The following is a 14943-nucleotide window of genomic DNA, read 5'->3' as shown; positions in this document are numbered from 1 at the left end:
AGGCGTTGTGAGTACAGAAAAACATATAAGGCTTAGGTATTCTGAATCACAATGTTAGGAAATTTACTGCTCATATCTTTTGATAAGGCGGCTACCTTAATAGCGACTTTTCTGGCAATCGTTTTGTAAATATCGCTAATGACTCCATCCGGGTCGGCTACTACTGTAGGACGACCTGCATCGGCATGCTCACGAATCGATAAATTCAGTGGTAGATCGCCTAAAAAATCAACACCATATTCTTTGCACATCTTTTGGCCGCCACCCGTGCCGAAGATATGTTCTTCATGGCCACAACTAGGGCAAACGTAAGTACTCATGTTTTCAATAATGCCAACAATCGGTACGCCGACTTTTTCAAACATCTTCAAGCCCTTGCGAGCATCCAATAATGCAATATCTTGCGGTGTAGTAACAATGATCGCGCCCGTAACAGGCACCTTTTGAGCCAACGTTAACTGAATATCACCCGTACCCGGTGGCATATCCACAATCAAATAATCCAGATCACGCCAACGTGTTTGACGAAGCAACTGCTCCAATGCAGAAGTGACCATGGGGCCTCGCCACACCATGGGGGCATCAGCATCTATCAAGAAACCAATCGAACTAGCTTGCAGTCCATGGCCTTCCATCGGCTCCATTGTATTTTCTTCAATCGACTCTGGTCTGCCAGTGATGCCTAACATCATTGGTTGGCTCGGACCATAGATATCGGCATCCAAGATACCTACTTGCGCACCTTCAGCGGATAAAGCCAGAGCGAGGTTCACCGCAGTAGTGGATTTTCCAACGCCACCCTTACCACTCGCTACCGCAATAATATTTTTAACGCCCGGTAATAGCTTGACACCGCGTTGTACCGAGTGAGCAACAATGTGACTGCTGACATTCACATTGATATTTTTGACGCCAGGTAAATTACGCAAGATCTCAATAACGGATGTTCGGATAGAATCGAATTGGCTTTTTGCAGGATAACCAAGCACGATATCGAGACTAATCTCACCGCCATCTACTCGTAAATTTTTGACACTATTTGCCGAGACAAAATCGATTTGCGTATTTGGGTCAATAAAACCCTTTAATGCTGTTTGCACGGTTTCTACAGTAAGCGACACAACTTTCTCCTATGAAGAACAACCCTATCAAAGGATGTCCAAGCTCTTTTATCTCAATAGCGCGTAGATTAACCGCGCCCGCGAAAAAATGTTCAATCCAAATTTAGGGTTATTCAGAAACCGGAAATCCGGCATCGGCAATCAGCTCTGCGGCTCGCTCTGCAGATAAGCTGGTTTCCAGACTCACTACCTGGGTAGCCAGGTCCGCTTTCACCTGAGCCTGAGGATCTTGCGCCTGAACTGCACGAGTCACTGCATTAATGCAGCCGCCGCAAGTCATACCTGAGACCTTGAGAGTAAACATCGCAACCCCTTTTAAATCATTTAATTACTATTGTTGATGGCATTTTTTCGCCTTCAAGTAGATTATCTTCTACATGAGCGCCAAAGATACGACCAATTCTGAATTTTTCACCCTAGATATCGGCGGGATGACCTGTGCGTCTTGCGTGAGTCGCGTAGAGAAGGCCTTGGGGAAGATTCCTGGAGTGGAGGCTGCGAGCGTCAATTTGGCGACTGAGCAGGCCAAAATTCGCATTAAGACTGGCTCAATCAGCCTTTCAGACATCATTGGCCTCGTTCAAAAAACTGGCTATGAAGCCCAAGAAAGCACGGCTCGTGGCAATCAAAATCAAAATATATCCAAGTCATTTTGGGCTGACGATGGCTTGGGTCGGGTTATCCTCAGTTTTTTATTATCTGCTCCCCTCTTTTTACCGATGTTCTTAATGCCCTTTGGCATGCAATGGTCCTTGTCAGGATGGTGGCAACTGGCACTCGCTACTCCAGTGCAATTTGTATTGGGATGGCGTTTTTATGTGGCTGGCTATAAATCCGTAAGAGCTGGGGCTGGCAATATGGACTTGCTGGTCGCGCTGGGTACTAGTGCTGCTTACGGACTTAGCCTCTACCTCTTGCTGATCCCTACTCATGTTCATGCGCAAGTACATGAACTGTATTTTGAAGGTTCGGCCGTCATTATCTGCATGGTTTTATTAGGTAAATGGCTCGAAGCACGGGCCAAACAACACACTGGTGAAGCGATTCGCGCCCTACAAAAACTTTGGCCAGAGCATGCCAAGGTATTGAATATTGGCCTCGAACTGCAGGATAACGCTGGGGTGAGTGCCGGCCAATATCGCGACCTCCCTTTGGATCAAGTGCTGCCTGGCGATAGGGTCTTGGTACTACCTGGGGAACGCATTCCTGTAGATGGCGTCATTATTTTCGGTGCTAGCCATGTAGATGAATCTCTACTCACTGGCGAAAGCGAACCCGTCAAAAAGGGGATCGATTCCTCAGTGATCGGGGGTGCTTTGAATGGTGAAGGCGTTCTCGTGATCAGGGCTCATGCTGTTGGGATTGAAAGCGTGCTCTCACAAATCATTAGCTTGGTTGAGGATGCGCAAACACAAAAGGCGCCCATTCAAAAACTGGTTGACCAAGTCAGCGCCATTTTTGTTCCGACTGTCATTGTGCTGGCACTCATGGCCGGTATCGGTAATTGGCTTTACTTTGACTCAAGCTCCATTGCGATCTTGCGCGCTGTATCCGTTCTGGTCATTGCCTGCCCTTGCGCACTCGGCTTAGCGACGCCTGCCGCGATCATGGCTGGCACTGGCGTAGCTGCTCGCTTTGGCATTTTGATCAAGGATCCTCAGGTTTTAGAGCTGGCGCACAAGCTCGATATTGTTGCCTTTGATAAAACGGGAACGCTCACCTTAGGCAAACCCCGCATGCTCGCCTTGATGCCCTTCTCATCGCCCTTTGATGCATCTTCAATAGAGGTAAATCAAATACTCGCTACTGCCGCAGGCTTGCAATTAGGTAGTGAACATCCCTTAGCAAAGGCGCTGCTTGATGCAGCAAAAGAAAACAACCTTTCACCGGTTGCGACATCAGCCAGTAAGGCATTGCCGGGGATTGGCATTGAAGGTATTCCAAGTGCCGGTCCTTTTGCAGGTCTGACACTACGTTTACAAAGTGTAGCCTCCCTTAAAGGTGAAGCTGAATACGACACCATTTTGCAACAAGCGCAGGCCTATTTTGATCAAGGCCAAACTGTTTCTGTGTTAATAAATACAGGCTCGAGTGATAAAGGGACACTTCGTCCAATTGCAGTCATTGCTTTTGGGGATGAACTCAAAGCGAATGCGCAAGCAGCGATCAATGCGCTGCATGAATTACATATTCGGACAGTCATGCTGTCTGGTGATAATGAAGCCGCCGCTACTCGCGTTGGTAAAACCATTGGCATTGATGAAGTCTTTGCCCAAATATTGCCTGGCAATAAAGCAGAAATTATTCAGAAATTACAAAGTGTGGCGAAAGGTAAAAAGCATTACGTTGCAATGGTAGGAGATGGTGTCAACGATGCGCCTGCATTGGCGATGGCAGATGTTGGTATGGCGATGTCTACTGGTACGGATGTAGCTATGCAGGCCGCTGGCATTACCCTCATGCGCGGTGAGCCGACTTTGGTGGCTGATGCAATCGATGTCTCCAAGAAAACTTGGAACAAAATTCGTCAAAATTTGTTTTGGGCGTTTGCATTTAATACCATTGGCATACCGATGGCGGCACTCGGCTACTTATCACCCATGCTGGCAGGAAGCGCAATGGCACTTTCCAGCTTCTGCGTATTAAGCAATGCCCTACTCTTGAAGCGCTGGCGGCCGAGCCTTCGTTAGCAGCATTACTTTGCAGCGTTACCTTACAACCTTACTTTACATTCTTACGTAATAGCTCGATATCACCATAGAGAGCGCGAACCTCCGATTTGGTGTTGTCCGTATCGGTCAACAATGCGATGCCGATCACATTACCTGGGGCTACTCCATAAGCCAGTTTGTAGTCAGCAGCAAGGTCACGCTCATGCTTACGCCACTCACCTAAATTATCCCAGCCAGAATCCACCACAATCATTTTCACGCGTGAGGTGTGCGCGTTATTCAGAACAGTATTGGGCGCATTCTTGCCTGACCAGATATACATTACGGTGGCATAAGGCATCTCTTGACCGCTAATTAAATTGGCCATTTCAAAGGTCAGCTTTTCTTTTAAGGAGAGCGTTGACTTGTTGCCATCAAATGCGACTAGCAGACGCAATGGTGCATCGTCACGTTGACTATCTGCGTTGTCTGCTTGCAGAATTGCGCCTACTGCCTTCCATTCCCACTGTAGCCATAAATTTTGTGCCGAGCGTGGGCGGAGTTTTACCGCCAGACCCGAAGCCGCAGTTTTAGAGTTAGCGGAAAGAACAGTACGACCCTGATAATTCTCAAGACGGTAAATGGTATTTTTCTTATAAGGTGCAATCCGATAGAAACTCCACCCCTCTGGTATGCCCTCGCGCGCTTTCTGAGTGGAGAATTTCGGTAAGTCCTCTTGGGCTGGTAACTGATCAGCATTAAAGGCTTGGCCCGCCTCATTCTCAAACGAGTTACCAGTCAAGCCAGCGCAACCGCCTAAAAATAGGGTTGTGGCAGTTAACAGTAAGAGGCTTTTTAGAGAAATTCTTTTAGACATACGACTGATTGTCCCAAAGAATGGGGTGAGTAAGTCTAAAATCAGGGCATGCGCCATCAATCACCTTCAAACTGGGCCGCCATTAGCATCTGCATTGCTGCGTTGGTGCATTTTGCCTTGGGATTTGCGATTGAATTCTCAGTGGATGAAGCCCATTACGCTTTATATGCAAAACATTTAGCCTGGAGTTATTTTGATCACCCACCACTCGTGGGCTGGATACAGTGGCCCTTGGTTTCCCTGACATCATCCGAAGGAATTATTCGGCTAATCCCTGAATTACTCTGGGTGCTCTCTGCTTTCCTAGTGTATCGAGTTACGCTTGAAATTCATCATTTAATACAGGGACGCAATGTTAGTTATTTAACGACTGCGCTACCTTCAGCTAATTTGTGTGGCCTCATGGCCGTTTTGGCTGTTATTGCAGCACCACTGCCTCATGTTTTAGCTATTGGCCTACTACCCGATACCTTGCTTGCCCCTTTAAGTCTTGGACTCATGTTGATGGCTTTGCGTTGGAGCCGCAAGGATACTTTTTCAATCACGGATTGGGTGATTACCGGCTTGCTATTGGGTTTAGCTGGTCTGAGTAAATATACTGCTGTATTTACCGCATTCGCCATGTTGTGGGTTTTTTTAGCATCCCCCAAGAAGGCGTGGGTCACCAAAACTGGTTTTTGGTTGGCTTTAGTAATCGCGTTGATAGTAATTAGTCCAGTGCTCTACTGGAACTGGATCAATGATTGGATCTCATTTAAGTATCAACTTGACCATGGCAGTGGGGGTCCTTGGGCATGGCGCAGAGTCGCTGTTTTTCTTGGCATTCAAATTGTGTGCTTTGGGCCTCTCATCATTTTGGGCGCATGGATATTTCTTAAGAATTTCCTGCACGTACAAAAGTGGATTCTGATCGCTTTGCTCAGCTTCTTTGTGATCCCCTTTGCTATTTTTGCCTCATTGTCTGGAGGTGGCGGCCTGCCCCACTGGACTACCCCCGCTTGGTTTTGCTTGGCGCCTTTTGCCGGTATCGGCTTAGCTAAAGTATGGGTCATGAAGCATCGCGTCTTCATTCGACTGTTAGTTGTTGGACAACTGCTCATTTGCTTGCTGGGCTTTGGCTTTGTTTTGGCCGGCGGGATCTCGACTGCAGCGATTAAATCTAATCCGATTGCAGATCTCTATGGATGGAAGTTAGCAGGGCAAAAAGCAACTCAATTAGCTCAAGCAAGCAAAGTAAATAGTATTGCCGTCCAAAACTGGACACTGGCTAGCCGAGCCGCTTGGTATGCCAGCCCCTTACCTGTCTTTGTGCTGGATCAGCGTCAGGATCAATTTGATCTCTGGTTTGGGCAATTACCTGCGGGTTCAAGCGTTTTACTCATGAACTGGTCAGGCATGGCCTTTAATTCACCAGTCAGGGGGAATTTGGCCTTTGAGCATTGCCAACTACTAGATCGCTTAGAAATCATCCGTTTGGGGCAGGTCTTATCTACCTTTGAATACAGCCTCTGTCGCAACTGGCAAGACGCTGGTGTAGCCCATTAATTTCCCAAACTCAGGACTCTTTTAGGGCCCTTTTGCGGCCATTTTGTGGCCCTTCATCGCTCAAGGCATTATCCTTACGCCTATGAGTTCACAACCCCAAGCCATCCCAAAAGTCCCATCTGGGTGGAAAGCAGTCCTTAAACGGGCTTGGCCGGCGATTCGCATTGTGCTTTCCGTGGCACTGCTCTGGAAAGCCACTAGCGGGATTGATTGGCACACGCTACTCGATTCTCAGATTCAAATGCAACCTTGGTGGTTTTTAGCTGCTGGATTAACTATGCTGAGCGCCTTTATTTGTGGCGGATTACGCTGGGGATTTCTGATGCGCAAGGTTGGGTTTCAGGGCAGTCTCACCAACTTTGTGGCACTCTATTTTGCTGGCGGACTGATTAACCAAGGATTGCCAAGCACTCTTGGTGGGGATAGCTATCGTGCGATTACTGCCACTCATCTCAATAGCAGCGGCAAGCTCACTGCAGAGAAAGAATTAGACGCAGAGCTTCATCATTCGCTTGACCTGGAGCACGCAAACCCAAAACTGCGCCTCAGCTTTTCGATGGTCTTAGTAGACCGCCTGCTTGGTTTAGCAGGAAACAATCTCTTAGGTGGCATTGGCCTCATTCTAGGCGGCGCCACTTTGGCTGCCTGGGGTCAAGATCTGGGTTATGCCGTCACCGGCCTCATGATTTTTGCAGGTCTCTTGACTGCAGTCATTTTGGCTTGGGGGCCCTCCTGTAATCTCTTACAAAAGTTGCTTGACCGCCTCCAAATGAATCACGCACTGCCGGGCATCAAGCTGGCTTTTTCCTGGCCCATGAATCTAGCTCAAGCGGCCTTCGCAATTGGTATTCATGCGCTGACGATTCTAACGCTCTTGTTTTGTCTTAAGGCCTATGGGGTAGACGCTCCTATTGAAGCGCTGATGATTGGCCTACCTGCACTGAGCCTACTTTTGATGCTGCCCATCAGCATCTCTGGTTGGGGCTTACGTGAAGCCACACTCTCTTCTGTATTGGCATTGTGGGGCGTTAACCCATCAATGACAGTCTTGGCATCCATCAGCTACGGAGCCATTACTGTGATCTCAGTATTGCCGGGCGCTTACTTTTTATTAAAACGGAAATAATTCTTTTAAAGTCCTACTATGAGTATTAGCGTCAACATCATGCGCGCCATCGACCACTGGGTCGGTGTGCCACTCTGCGCAATCGCAAGCCCGCTAGTTGCGCTGATGGATGGCGTAAAAAATATTTTTAGTCGCAGCCCAGACGAGCCACGTAAATTGCTTTTTATTGAGTTATCAGAAATGGGTAGTGCTATTTTGGTTGATCCAGCGATGCGTAATGCACAAGCTCGCGGTGCTGAATTATTTTTCCTGATCTTTAAGAGTAATCGCGCCAGCTTAACTTTGTTAAATACCGTCAAGCCTGAAAATATTTTTACGATTGATTCATCTAGCCTTGGTGGGTTAATCAAAGATACGCTTAAATTTCTTTTAGTAGCGCGGAAGCACCGTATCGATACCGTGATTGACTTAGAATTATTTTCCCGCTTTACTGCACTGCTGACAGGTCTGTGTGGTGCACGTCGTCGTGTTGGTTATCACATCTTTCATGGTGAAGGTTTATGGCGTGGTTTTATGTTGACTCGCAAGGTACATTACAACCCGCATATTCATATTACGAAGAATTTTTTATCCTTGATTCATGCGGCTTTTGCTAAAGAGATTGAAGTGCCTTTTAGTAAAATCCAGATTGCAGATTCAGAGGTTCTTTTAGAGCAAGCAGTGATTGATCCCACAGTATTAATGACCGTTCGCAAGCGGATTGAAAAGCTCAGTGCAGATGCTGGCATCGAATTTACTCAAGGGAAGCAACGCCTCATTTTGGTTAATCCAAATGCAAGTGATTTGTTGCCACAAAGACGCTGGGCTCAGCAGCGTTTCTCAGAGTTGATTCAAGGCCTCAATCGGCACTACCCTAGTGATCTGATTCTCATCACGGGCTCCCCTGCCGAATTTGAGTACGTAGAAAAAGTACGCAAAGTTGCCAATGTGAAACAGGCTCTCAACTTTGCTGGGCAGGTGAGCTTTGCTGAACTGCCTCCGCTCTACACGCTATCCGATGTCATGGTGACCAATGACTCTGGTCCTGGTCATTTCTCCGCAGTAACGCCATTAAGAACAGTGGTTCTGTTTGGACCTGAAACTCCAGCCCTCTATGGGTCCATCGGGAAGTCGATTGCCATTACAGCCAATCTCGCATGCTCTCCCTGTGTTAGCGCCGCCAATCACCGCAAAACACCATGTCATGACAATGTCTGTATGCAAGCCATTACCGTTCCTCAAGTATTAGAGAGGATGGCTGATCAATTACATGAAGCCGATCAAGAGCGGGCACGCTAATTCCGATGGCTGAGCAGCGCAAATCGGCTGTTGCAATTGCGTCGCTATGGGTTTGGTGTATCCCGCTCATACCGCTGGGTTTAGCATTGGCACTTTACTTTGGCGGACTACAAACTTCGACGTTTTTATTCATTAATCGCTATACCCAAATGCTTCCAGATACGCTCTGGGCTTGGTTCACTTTTCTGGGTAATGGTTGGGGTATTTTTGCAATCTGCTTTCCCTTGCTATTGTTATCACCTCGACTACTGAGCGCTGGATTATTCGCATCCCTGTTGGGCGGGCTAGTGAGCCTCCTGATTAAATCCTCACTGCAAATGCCAAGGCCAGCCAGCGTTCTCTCATTAGGGGACTTTTATATTGTTGGGGAACCCTTGTTATACCGAGCGATGCCCTCTGGCCATACGATTACTGCTTTTGCAGTGATTGCCGGAATCTACTTTGCTAGCGATAGACTGAAAAGATCATCTCTTTGGTGGGTATTCGTTGTGGCGGGGTTAGCGGGACTATCACGCAATGCCCTTGGCGCCCACTGGTTGACCGATGTCTTGGTAGGCTCTGCTATTGGAATATGGTCAGGGATGCTTGGAGCCATATTAGCGAACCTTATTCCTGACACTCAACTATCTCCTAATAAAATTGGCCCTCGCTTGCTGGCTTTAGGTGGTTTAGGTGCTATCTACGTCTTGCTAACCCAGACTTTAGACTCCCCATTAAATCAATCCTTGCAATACGCCTGTGTAGTATTAGTGAGCATCACTTTAGCTTTGTTTATCAAAGCACAAAAACCAAAGGCTATTTAAAGATGTTTAGTTATCGCCATGCTTTTCATGCTGGCAGTCATGCGGATATTCTGAAGCATCTGATTCTGATTCATTTAGTGGAATACCTTCAAGAAAAACCGGGTGCACTCACGATGGTGGATACCCATGCAGGTGCTGGTATCTACAGCCTAATAGATGGGTTTGCTACTGTTAGCAAAGAAGCGGATGAGGGTATTTTTCGCTTACAGAAATTTGCAGAAAGTCATCCTTTAAGTCCGGGAATTGCTAATTATCTTGAGTACATTCAGGCTGAGAACGGCGAAGATCAAACCACGGTATATCCTGGCTCGCCCTTTATCTTGGCACGCTTACTCAGACCTCAAGATCGCCTAAAACTCTTTGAGCTTCATCCAAAAGAAATTGATATCTTGCGCCATAACATCAGCGAGCTTAAACAGGCAAAACAAATTGATATTTATGCAGAGGATAGTTTTGCAAGGCTCAAGGGATTGGTGCCGCCGCCTAGTAGACGTGGCTTAGTCTTAATTGATCCCTCCTACGAAGATAAGCAAGACTATCGTTATCTTGAAACGGCAATGGAAGAAGCCCTGCATCGCTTTGCTACCGGGTGCTATGCAATCTGGTACCCAGTCCTCTCTAGACGCGAAGCTGCTGCACTACCCGATCGAATGAAAAAGATTGCGGCAACCCATAAGCGCTCCTGGCTACAGGCTGAGTTACGGATTGAGAATGCGCCTAAGGAACGTCGCCTTCAGGCCAGCGGGATATTCATCATCAATCCACCGTGGACATTAGAAAAGCAGCTTGCTGAAAGTCTGCCAATCCTAGTGAAAGCATTGGGACAAGACAGCAATGCTGGATTTGTATTAAAGAGTTTTGAGGCCTAGTCCAACACTTGGATCAAAATCTCGTTACGCCGCATAAAGGGTAAAGTCCAAGGCGGGTTGTAGCGAGCAAACTGGGGTTCACCAGTGGGCTTCAGATTCTTGGTTTTAATCCATTCCCGCAATGACTGCGTTTTTTCTTGCACTTTCTCTTCATTGTAAAAACCAGAAAAAGTGATGACTGCCCGCTTTTCTGAGGGTAGCTCTCTAATCCTGACTTGAGAATCCAAAGGTTTAGGCAAGTTATCGAGAGTGGATCCTGCCGGCATCAAAAATGAAACCGTCCATTGGTTATTGCTAGTCTTATCCGATGACTTGTTACCCTCAATCATTACTGGGGCAGTCATTGCAATCTTAGTGCTCTTACTTTGATCACTAGACTCGATTCCGACGGGAGCAGTCATTGCAATTTTTTCGCTTACCTGATTTTTTCCAAAGATATAAGCAGCCAAAATGCGGAAGCCCGAACTAGAGGCTGTATCTAAATCACCCTCAACCTTGACTTCTGCGACGATCCGCGGTGAATAGGCGCGCAACTCAAAGGGCTCCGATTTTTCTAAGAGAACATACTTAGGCTCTTCAGTTGCCATTGCAACGCTCGCAATCAATAGGCTGATTAAAAATACTGATACCTGTAGGTAAGTATTCTTCATGACGATTTCCTCACCATTTTCACCATTCAGAGTGAATGGTAAAGCCTGCTGCATCATATTGAATGTGCGCTTGGGCACCTACTGGCAAGGTCAGCTTTTCTGCTTGATGCCCAAACGGCAGGCCAGTTAATACCGGAATATTCTGAGGAAGACGCTTGCTGATCGCTTTAATGGCACTTTCTAGAGTGTATCCACGATCGTTATCGTAAAGACGATACGCCGAGAACCCACCCAACAGAATTGCGCTTTGATCGTCTAGGACGCCTGCATCCAATAATTGCATCAGCATGCGCTCAATTCGATAAGGATGCTCATTCACATCCTCCAGAAATAAAATACCGCCCTCTGTCTGTTTCTGACTCGGTAAATAAGGAGTGCCCACTAAGCCCGTTAAGACTGTCAAGTTTCCACCCCAAAGCATTCCTCTAGTTTGAGCAGATGGCGCTCTTAAATAAAGCTGTGGTGCGTTGATAGTGGCATCCAGTTTGCGCTCGTTGATTGCTTGTTGAAAGTGCTTCCACATGAAAGCATTGGGGGCAATGTCATTACCTTGCTCGCCTTGACAAGCAAAATCAAAATTGAGCATGGGCCCAGCCAGGGTAATCGCACCAGTCTTTGCCAATAAAGCCAACTGAAAGACTGTGAAATCACTGTGTCCACAAATTTGTAGGCCATTCTTAATCGCTTGGGCTATGGCATTCCACTCAATCTCCGGAAGTAAACGATGTAATCCGTAACCACCTCGCATCGCTACAACGATGGTTTCAGGAGATAAATTAGCGAGTTGATTGATTTCAGCTAAACGCTCTGCGTCGGTTCCAGCGAATCGTTGCTCTACTCGGCTAACGCACGCAGTATTCTGCACTTCAAAGCCCTGTTGCTTGAGCCACTCGATGCCAGCCAAAGGACTGTGAGCATCTAAACTAGCCCCGGAAGGAGCAATTAAATGAATTTGCTTCAACGCCGCTCCTTAAAAAAATCACGCAGTACCCGACCGCACTCATCGCCCATGATGCCACCCTCCACTTGGGTCTGGTGGTTAATCTGCTTTTCTGCAAAGACATTAAGCACACTACCTGCGGCTCCTGTTTTGGGATCCGCAGCACCAAATACTACGCGCCCTACTCTCGCATGGAGCATTGCTCCAGCACACATCGTACAAGGCTCTAATGTGACATAAAGGGTGGCACCTGGAAGACGGTAATTTAATTCAGCTTGGGCTGCGACTCGCAAGGTCATCATCTCAGCATGAGCACTAGGATCGTGATTGCTAATGGGTTGGTTAAAGCCCCTGGCAATGACCTGACCATCTCTCACTAACACAGCACCCACCGGAACCTCACCAGCGATTGAAGCAAGCTCGGCTTGCTCCAAGGCTTGTTGCATAAATTGGCGATCAAGCTCAGCTTGCATATTGCTTCTTATGAATGAGAAACATCAGCCCAGCAATTGGGAGTTTCATAAAGACGGATAGAAGCGAGTTTTAGTCGTCCATCGAACGCTTTTTCAAAAACGGGTTGGAGTAGTTTAAATGCAGCGCTGGCCAAGTTCTCAACCGTAGGAACCTGCTCCATCACCACCGTCTTGTGATTGGGAATCGAATTTAAATAGGCGACCAATCCCGCGTCTTCTTGAGCTACTAAGAATGCATGATCCCAAGGTTCCACGACATATTGATTAGTGAGACGCTTGATATCTCCAAAATCCAAGACCATCCCATCATCTGCTTTACCGCGATGATTACTAACATCACCGGTCAAGGTCACTTCAATAGCATAGCGATGACCATGCAAATGACGGCACTGCCCGTCATGATTAGGAATGCGATGGCCAGAGTCAAACTCGAGTCGTCGGGTAATGGAAATTACTTCTTGCTTGGCGGTCATTTTACTTTTCTAAATACTGAATTACGGAAAAATTACTTAATAAAGGGATTAACGGATGCCGATCATTTTATGGGTCTGAACACTCAAACGCCATAATGGCCGCTTTTGACAGAGGCGAACTGCCAATGCACTGTTTTGCGCAAGATTGGGGCCGTCCATCGCCTGTAAGAAACGATTACGGTAATCCATCTTCTCAAATCGGGCTAGCAGCGTTTCTAGGGAGTGATGACCTACTTGAGGAATAACTAGCTTCATCTCATCAGCCTGCAACACAATCAGATCAGACCCCGCTTTAGGGCTGACGCAAACCCAATCAACACCCTTGGGTACTTTGATTGTGCCGTTGGTCTCAATCGCGACGGAAAAGCCTTTTTCGTGCAAAGCTTCAATTAAAGCAGTGTCGAGTTGCAGTAGAGGTTCACCCCCAGTAAACACAACATACCGTTGCTGCGGTCCAGCAGAGGTACTATTCCAAGCCACTTCAATAGCATCAGCAAGCTGCGTGGCCGTTTCAAACTTACCACCCCCATCACCATCGCTACCAACAAAGTCGGTATCGCAAAATTGGCAAGCTGCAGAAGCACGATCTTCCTCGCGGCCACTCCAAAGATTACAACCTGCAAAACGGCAAAAGACAGCTGCGCGACCGGCATGGGCGCCCTCGCCTTGAAGGGTTGGAAAGAGTTCTTTTACGGTGTACATAACTAAGAACTGATTTTAAGCCCTTTGCCTACTTCCAGGACACGAGCTCCCACTCCAAATAGTCCTCCCATAGCGCATCATTCCAATATATGCCAGCCCATAAGTACCGCCCTGAGCTTCTCCTAATGACCCACCGCCCGATTTCTGGTGAAAACCAGGCAACTTCATTGCGCATATTGGCTACCCGAGAAAAGTCGTTACTTGTGAAATAAGGTGCCTCATTTTGGTATTTCAATGTGGAGAATTGGCCAGCGGGAACAGTGACGCCCTCCCACTGCAGCGCCGTTACATTTAACCCCCAGTAATAACTGCTATCGGGATAGCCAACAACCTGATAACGCGTGCGGTAAAAACCAGACCAGCTAGGAACCAGCTGTTCTGGCCATAAGGGAATAGGCTGGACAAATCGTTGCGGGGGATTCCAATGGGGATCCTGAAGGACATAACCCCAAGGCTCCTGAATTTCATCGGGAAGTGGTCCTGCTTTGAGTCCGCTTCGCTCAATCCGAATCTGCGGTCCAACTGAAACAACTCTCTCAGTAACAATGTCCACTAACTCTTGGTTAAAAACATTGCGCACGTTATAAACCCACTGCTGACCCACTTGTGGCGCCCTCACCTGAGGTGGACTAATGGGTTGAGGTAAGGGGGTTGAGACAGGGTAAGGCTGCGAAGCAATACAAGCCACTAGCAACAGTGGCGACAGCAGTAAAAGAAATCTGCGGGTGAGGTTTATTTGTAAGCGCTGAGTTGCCATTGATAGCTACCCTCTAATATCACTCCCCCAATTTGTCCTTGAATTTGATAGGAACCCGAGGCCTCACGCGCCACCCAACGACCAATCTGCGGCGCAAACCACACCGTTTCTTTACGAATGCAATCTACTTTATTCGGATCATCGCTTTCATAATTGATCAAGGTCTGAAAGCGGAGTACAACAAACTCTCCAGCGGGAACCGTGATTTTTTCCCAGCCTTGCACGCTCATATATTCCTGCCAATTCAATTTGGAGTCGGAGTAGCCAGCAACGCTGTACTTGGTATTGAACTGCTTTGCCCATGAGGTGGACAATTGTTCTGGCCAAAGTGGTAAAGAGGGGCTGAAGTTCAATAGACGTGACCACTGGGTATCGGTAGAGACCATGCCCCAAGAAGTCTGAATTTCACTGGGTAATCTAGCACCGTCATTGCTCATACGCTCGATCACAATTGTCGAGCCAATGCTGGCAACACGCTCATTAATCACACCTAGCGTTTTTCCATCAAAGATATTTTTCTTAATATAGGTCCACTCTTGACCCACTCGAGGGGGCCGTACTATAGGAAGTGGCTTTGGTTGAGCAACCGGGATGCCGTGTTCATAAGAAAGACTGCCACAGGCCACAGGCGCCAAGGCAGCGGATGCGATGAAAGTACGGCGAGATAAATTCATATTG

At 47.4% G+C, this 14943-nt stretch carries 16 protein-coding genes; 6 read left to right on the top strand and 10 right to left on the bottom strand.

Annotation, left to right across the window (positions count from 1 at the left end):
- Window positions 1–32: 32 nt before the first annotated feature.
- Both apbC and ICN15_RS03875 read right to left on the bottom strand, forming a co-directional pair.
- Entirely contained in the window at window positions 33–1121 is a 1089-nt protein-coding gene (gene apbC, locus ICN15_RS03880; protein ID WP_216201319.1) for an iron-sulfur cluster carrier protein ApbC, read from the bottom strand.
- Between the two features lie 109 nt (window positions 1122–1230).
- Window positions 1231–1425 carry a heavy-metal-associated domain-containing protein gene (locus tag ICN15_RS03875; RefSeq protein ID WP_216201318.1) on the bottom strand — a complete coding sequence of 65 codons (195 nt, stop codon included), beginning with the start codon at window positions 1423–1425 and terminating at the stop codon, window positions 1231–1233.
- A 73-nt stretch (window positions 1426–1498) separates the two neighbouring features.
- Here ICN15_RS03875 and ICN15_RS03870 point away from each other — a divergent pair, with 73 nt between their 5' ends.
- Window positions 1499–3811 (top strand): cation-translocating P-type ATPase, encoded by a 2313-nt coding sequence (locus ICN15_RS03870; RefSeq protein ID WP_216201317.1) that lies wholly within the window; start codon window positions 1499–1501, stop codon window positions 3809–3811.
- 31 nt (window positions 3812–3842) lie between these two features.
- Here the strand turns inward: ICN15_RS03870 and ICN15_RS03865 are convergent, their stop codons facing one another.
- Window positions 3843–4706, bottom strand: a complete 864-nt coding sequence (locus ICN15_RS03865) for a DUF3047 domain-containing protein (protein ID WP_255532851.1) — start codon at window positions 4704–4706, stop codon at window positions 3843–3845.
- Between ICN15_RS03865 and ICN15_RS03860 the strand changes: the two genes are divergently transcribed.
- The 5 genes from ICN15_RS03860 (at window position 4698) to ICN15_RS03840 (ending at window position 10270) form a co-directional block, all read left to right on the top strand.
- Complete coding sequence (locus ICN15_RS03860) at window positions 4698–6194, top strand: glycosyltransferase family 39 protein (RefSeq protein ID WP_216201316.1); 1497 nt, start codon at window positions 4698–4700, stop codon at window positions 6192–6194. The two genes, ICN15_RS03865 and ICN15_RS03860, sit on opposite strands and share 9 nt — an antisense overlap.
- Window positions 6195–6276: 82 nt before the next feature.
- Entirely contained in the window at window positions 6277–7320 is a 1044-nt protein-coding gene (locus ICN15_RS03855; RefSeq protein ID WP_216201315.1) for a lysylphosphatidylglycerol synthase transmembrane domain-containing protein, read from the top strand.
- A gap of 18 nt (window positions 7321–7338) precedes the next feature.
- Window positions 7339–8598: a glycosyltransferase family 9 protein gene (locus tag ICN15_RS03850; protein ID WP_216201314.1), complete on the top strand. Its 1260-nt coding sequence runs from the start codon at window positions 7339–7341 to the stop codon at window positions 8596–8598.
- Between the two features lie 5 nt (window positions 8599–8603).
- Window positions 8604–9401 (top strand): phosphatase PAP2 family protein, encoded by a 798-nt coding sequence (locus ICN15_RS03845; RefSeq protein ID WP_216201313.1) that lies wholly within the window; start codon window positions 8604–8606, stop codon window positions 9399–9401.
- 2 nt (window positions 9402–9403) lie between these two features.
- Complete coding sequence (locus ICN15_RS03840; RefSeq protein WP_216201312.1) at window positions 9404–10270, top strand: 23S rRNA (adenine(2030)-N(6))-methyltransferase RlmJ; 867 nt, start codon at window positions 9404–9406, stop codon at window positions 10268–10270.
- Here the strand turns inward: ICN15_RS03840 and ICN15_RS03835 are convergent.
- The 7 genes from ICN15_RS03835 to ICN15_RS03805 are packed head-to-tail and all read right to left on the bottom strand — an operon-like array spanning window position 10267 to window position 14939.
- A complete protein-coding gene (locus ICN15_RS03835) occupies window positions 10267–10920 on the bottom strand; it encodes a heme-binding protein (protein WP_255532850.1) in 654 nt (217 codons plus the stop codon). The genes ICN15_RS03840 and ICN15_RS03835 overlap by 4 nt on opposite strands.
- Before the next feature lie 19 nt (window positions 10921–10939).
- Window positions 10940–11881 (bottom strand): LD-carboxypeptidase, encoded by a 942-nt coding sequence (locus ICN15_RS03830; protein ID WP_216201311.1) that lies wholly within the window; start codon window positions 11879–11881, stop codon window positions 10940–10942.
- Window positions 11878–12333: a tRNA adenosine(34) deaminase TadA gene (gene tadA / locus ICN15_RS03825; protein ID WP_216201310.1), complete on the bottom strand. Its 456-nt coding sequence runs from the start codon at window positions 12331–12333 to the stop codon at window positions 11878–11880. The genes ICN15_RS03830 and tadA overlap by 4 nt, the downstream gene beginning before the upstream one ends.
- Before the next feature lie 8 nt (window positions 12334–12341).
- Entirely contained in the window at window positions 12342–12806 is a 465-nt protein-coding gene (gene queD, locus ICN15_RS03820; protein WP_216201309.1) for a 6-carboxytetrahydropterin synthase QueD, read from the bottom strand.
- A gap of 48 nt (window positions 12807–12854) precedes the next feature.
- Entirely contained in the window at window positions 12855–13508 is a 654-nt protein-coding gene (gene queE, locus ICN15_RS03815) for a 7-carboxy-7-deazaguanine synthase (protein ID WP_216201308.1), read from the bottom strand.
- 28 nt (window positions 13509–13536) lie between these two features.
- Entirely contained in the window at window positions 13537–14265 is a 729-nt protein-coding gene (locus ICN15_RS03810; RefSeq protein ID WP_216201307.1) for a hypothetical protein, read from the bottom strand.
- Complete coding sequence (locus tag ICN15_RS03805; protein ID WP_216201306.1) at window positions 14241–14939, bottom strand: hypothetical protein; 699 nt, start codon at window positions 14937–14939, stop codon at window positions 14241–14243. Before ICN15_RS03805 ends, ICN15_RS03810 begins: the two co-directional genes overlap by 25 nt.
- Between the last annotated feature and the right edge of the window lie 4 nt (window positions 14940–14943).

The organism is Polynucleobacter sp. CS-Odin-A6 (assembly GCF_018882095.1).
Taxonomy (GTDB): domain Bacteria; phylum Pseudomonadota; class Gammaproteobacteria; order Burkholderiales; family Burkholderiaceae; genus Polynucleobacter.
The sequence above is the reverse complement of the archived record's forward strand: the minus strand, read 5'-3'. Positions and strand labels throughout refer to the sequence as shown.

Excerpts from the sequence above, each read along its gene's own strand:
- tadA (WP_216201310.1), bottom strand. The coding sequence starts at position 12,333 with ATGCAAGCTGAGCTTGATCGCCAATTTATGCAACAAGCCTTGGAGCAA.
- ICN15_RS03810 (WP_216201307.1), bottom strand. The coding sequence starts at position 14,265 with ATGGCAACTCAGCGCTTACAAATAAACCTCACCCGCAGATTTCTTTTA.
- ICN15_RS03855 (WP_216201315.1), top strand. The coding sequence starts at position 6,277 with ATGAGTTCACAACCCCAAGCCATCCCAAAAGTCCCATCTGGGTGGAAA.
- ICN15_RS03860 (WP_216201316.1), top strand. The coding sequence starts at position 4,698 with ATGCGCCATCAATCACCTTCAAACTGGGCCGCCATTAGCATCTGCATT.
- ICN15_RS03845 (WP_216201313.1), top strand. The coding sequence starts at position 8,604 with ATGGCTGAGCAGCGCAAATCGGCTGTTGCAATTGCGTCGCTATGGGTT.
- ICN15_RS03850 (WP_216201314.1), top strand. The coding sequence starts at position 7,339 with ATGAGTATTAGCGTCAACATCATGCGCGCCATCGACCACTGGGTCGGT.
- ICN15_RS03865 (WP_255532851.1), bottom strand. The coding sequence starts at position 4,706 with ATGGCGCATGCCCTGATTTTAGACTTACTCACCCCATTCTTTGGGACA.
- ICN15_RS03805 (WP_216201306.1), bottom strand. The coding sequence starts at position 14,939 with ATGAATTTATCTCGCCGTACTTTCATCGCATCCGCTGCCTTGGCGCCT.
- ICN15_RS03840 (WP_216201312.1), top strand. The coding sequence starts at position 9,404 with ATGTTTAGTTATCGCCATGCTTTTCATGCTGGCAGTCATGCGGATATT.
- ICN15_RS03870 (WP_216201317.1), top strand. The coding sequence starts at position 1,499 with ATGAGCGCCAAAGATACGACCAATTCTGAATTTTTCACCCTAGATATC.
- ICN15_RS03835 (WP_255532850.1), bottom strand. The coding sequence starts at position 10,920 with ATGAAGAATACTTACCTACAGGTATCAGTATTTTTAATCAGCCTATTG.
- queE (WP_216201308.1), bottom strand. The coding sequence starts at position 13,508 with ATGTACACCGTAAAAGAACTCTTTCCAACCCTTCAAGGCGAGGGCGCC.
- ICN15_RS03875 (WP_216201318.1), bottom strand. The coding sequence starts at position 1,425 with ATGTTTACTCTCAAGGTCTCAGGTATGACTTGCGGCGGCTGCATTAAT.
- queD (WP_216201309.1), bottom strand. The coding sequence starts at position 12,806 with ATGACCGCCAAGCAAGAAGTAATTTCCATTACCCGACGACTCGAGTTT.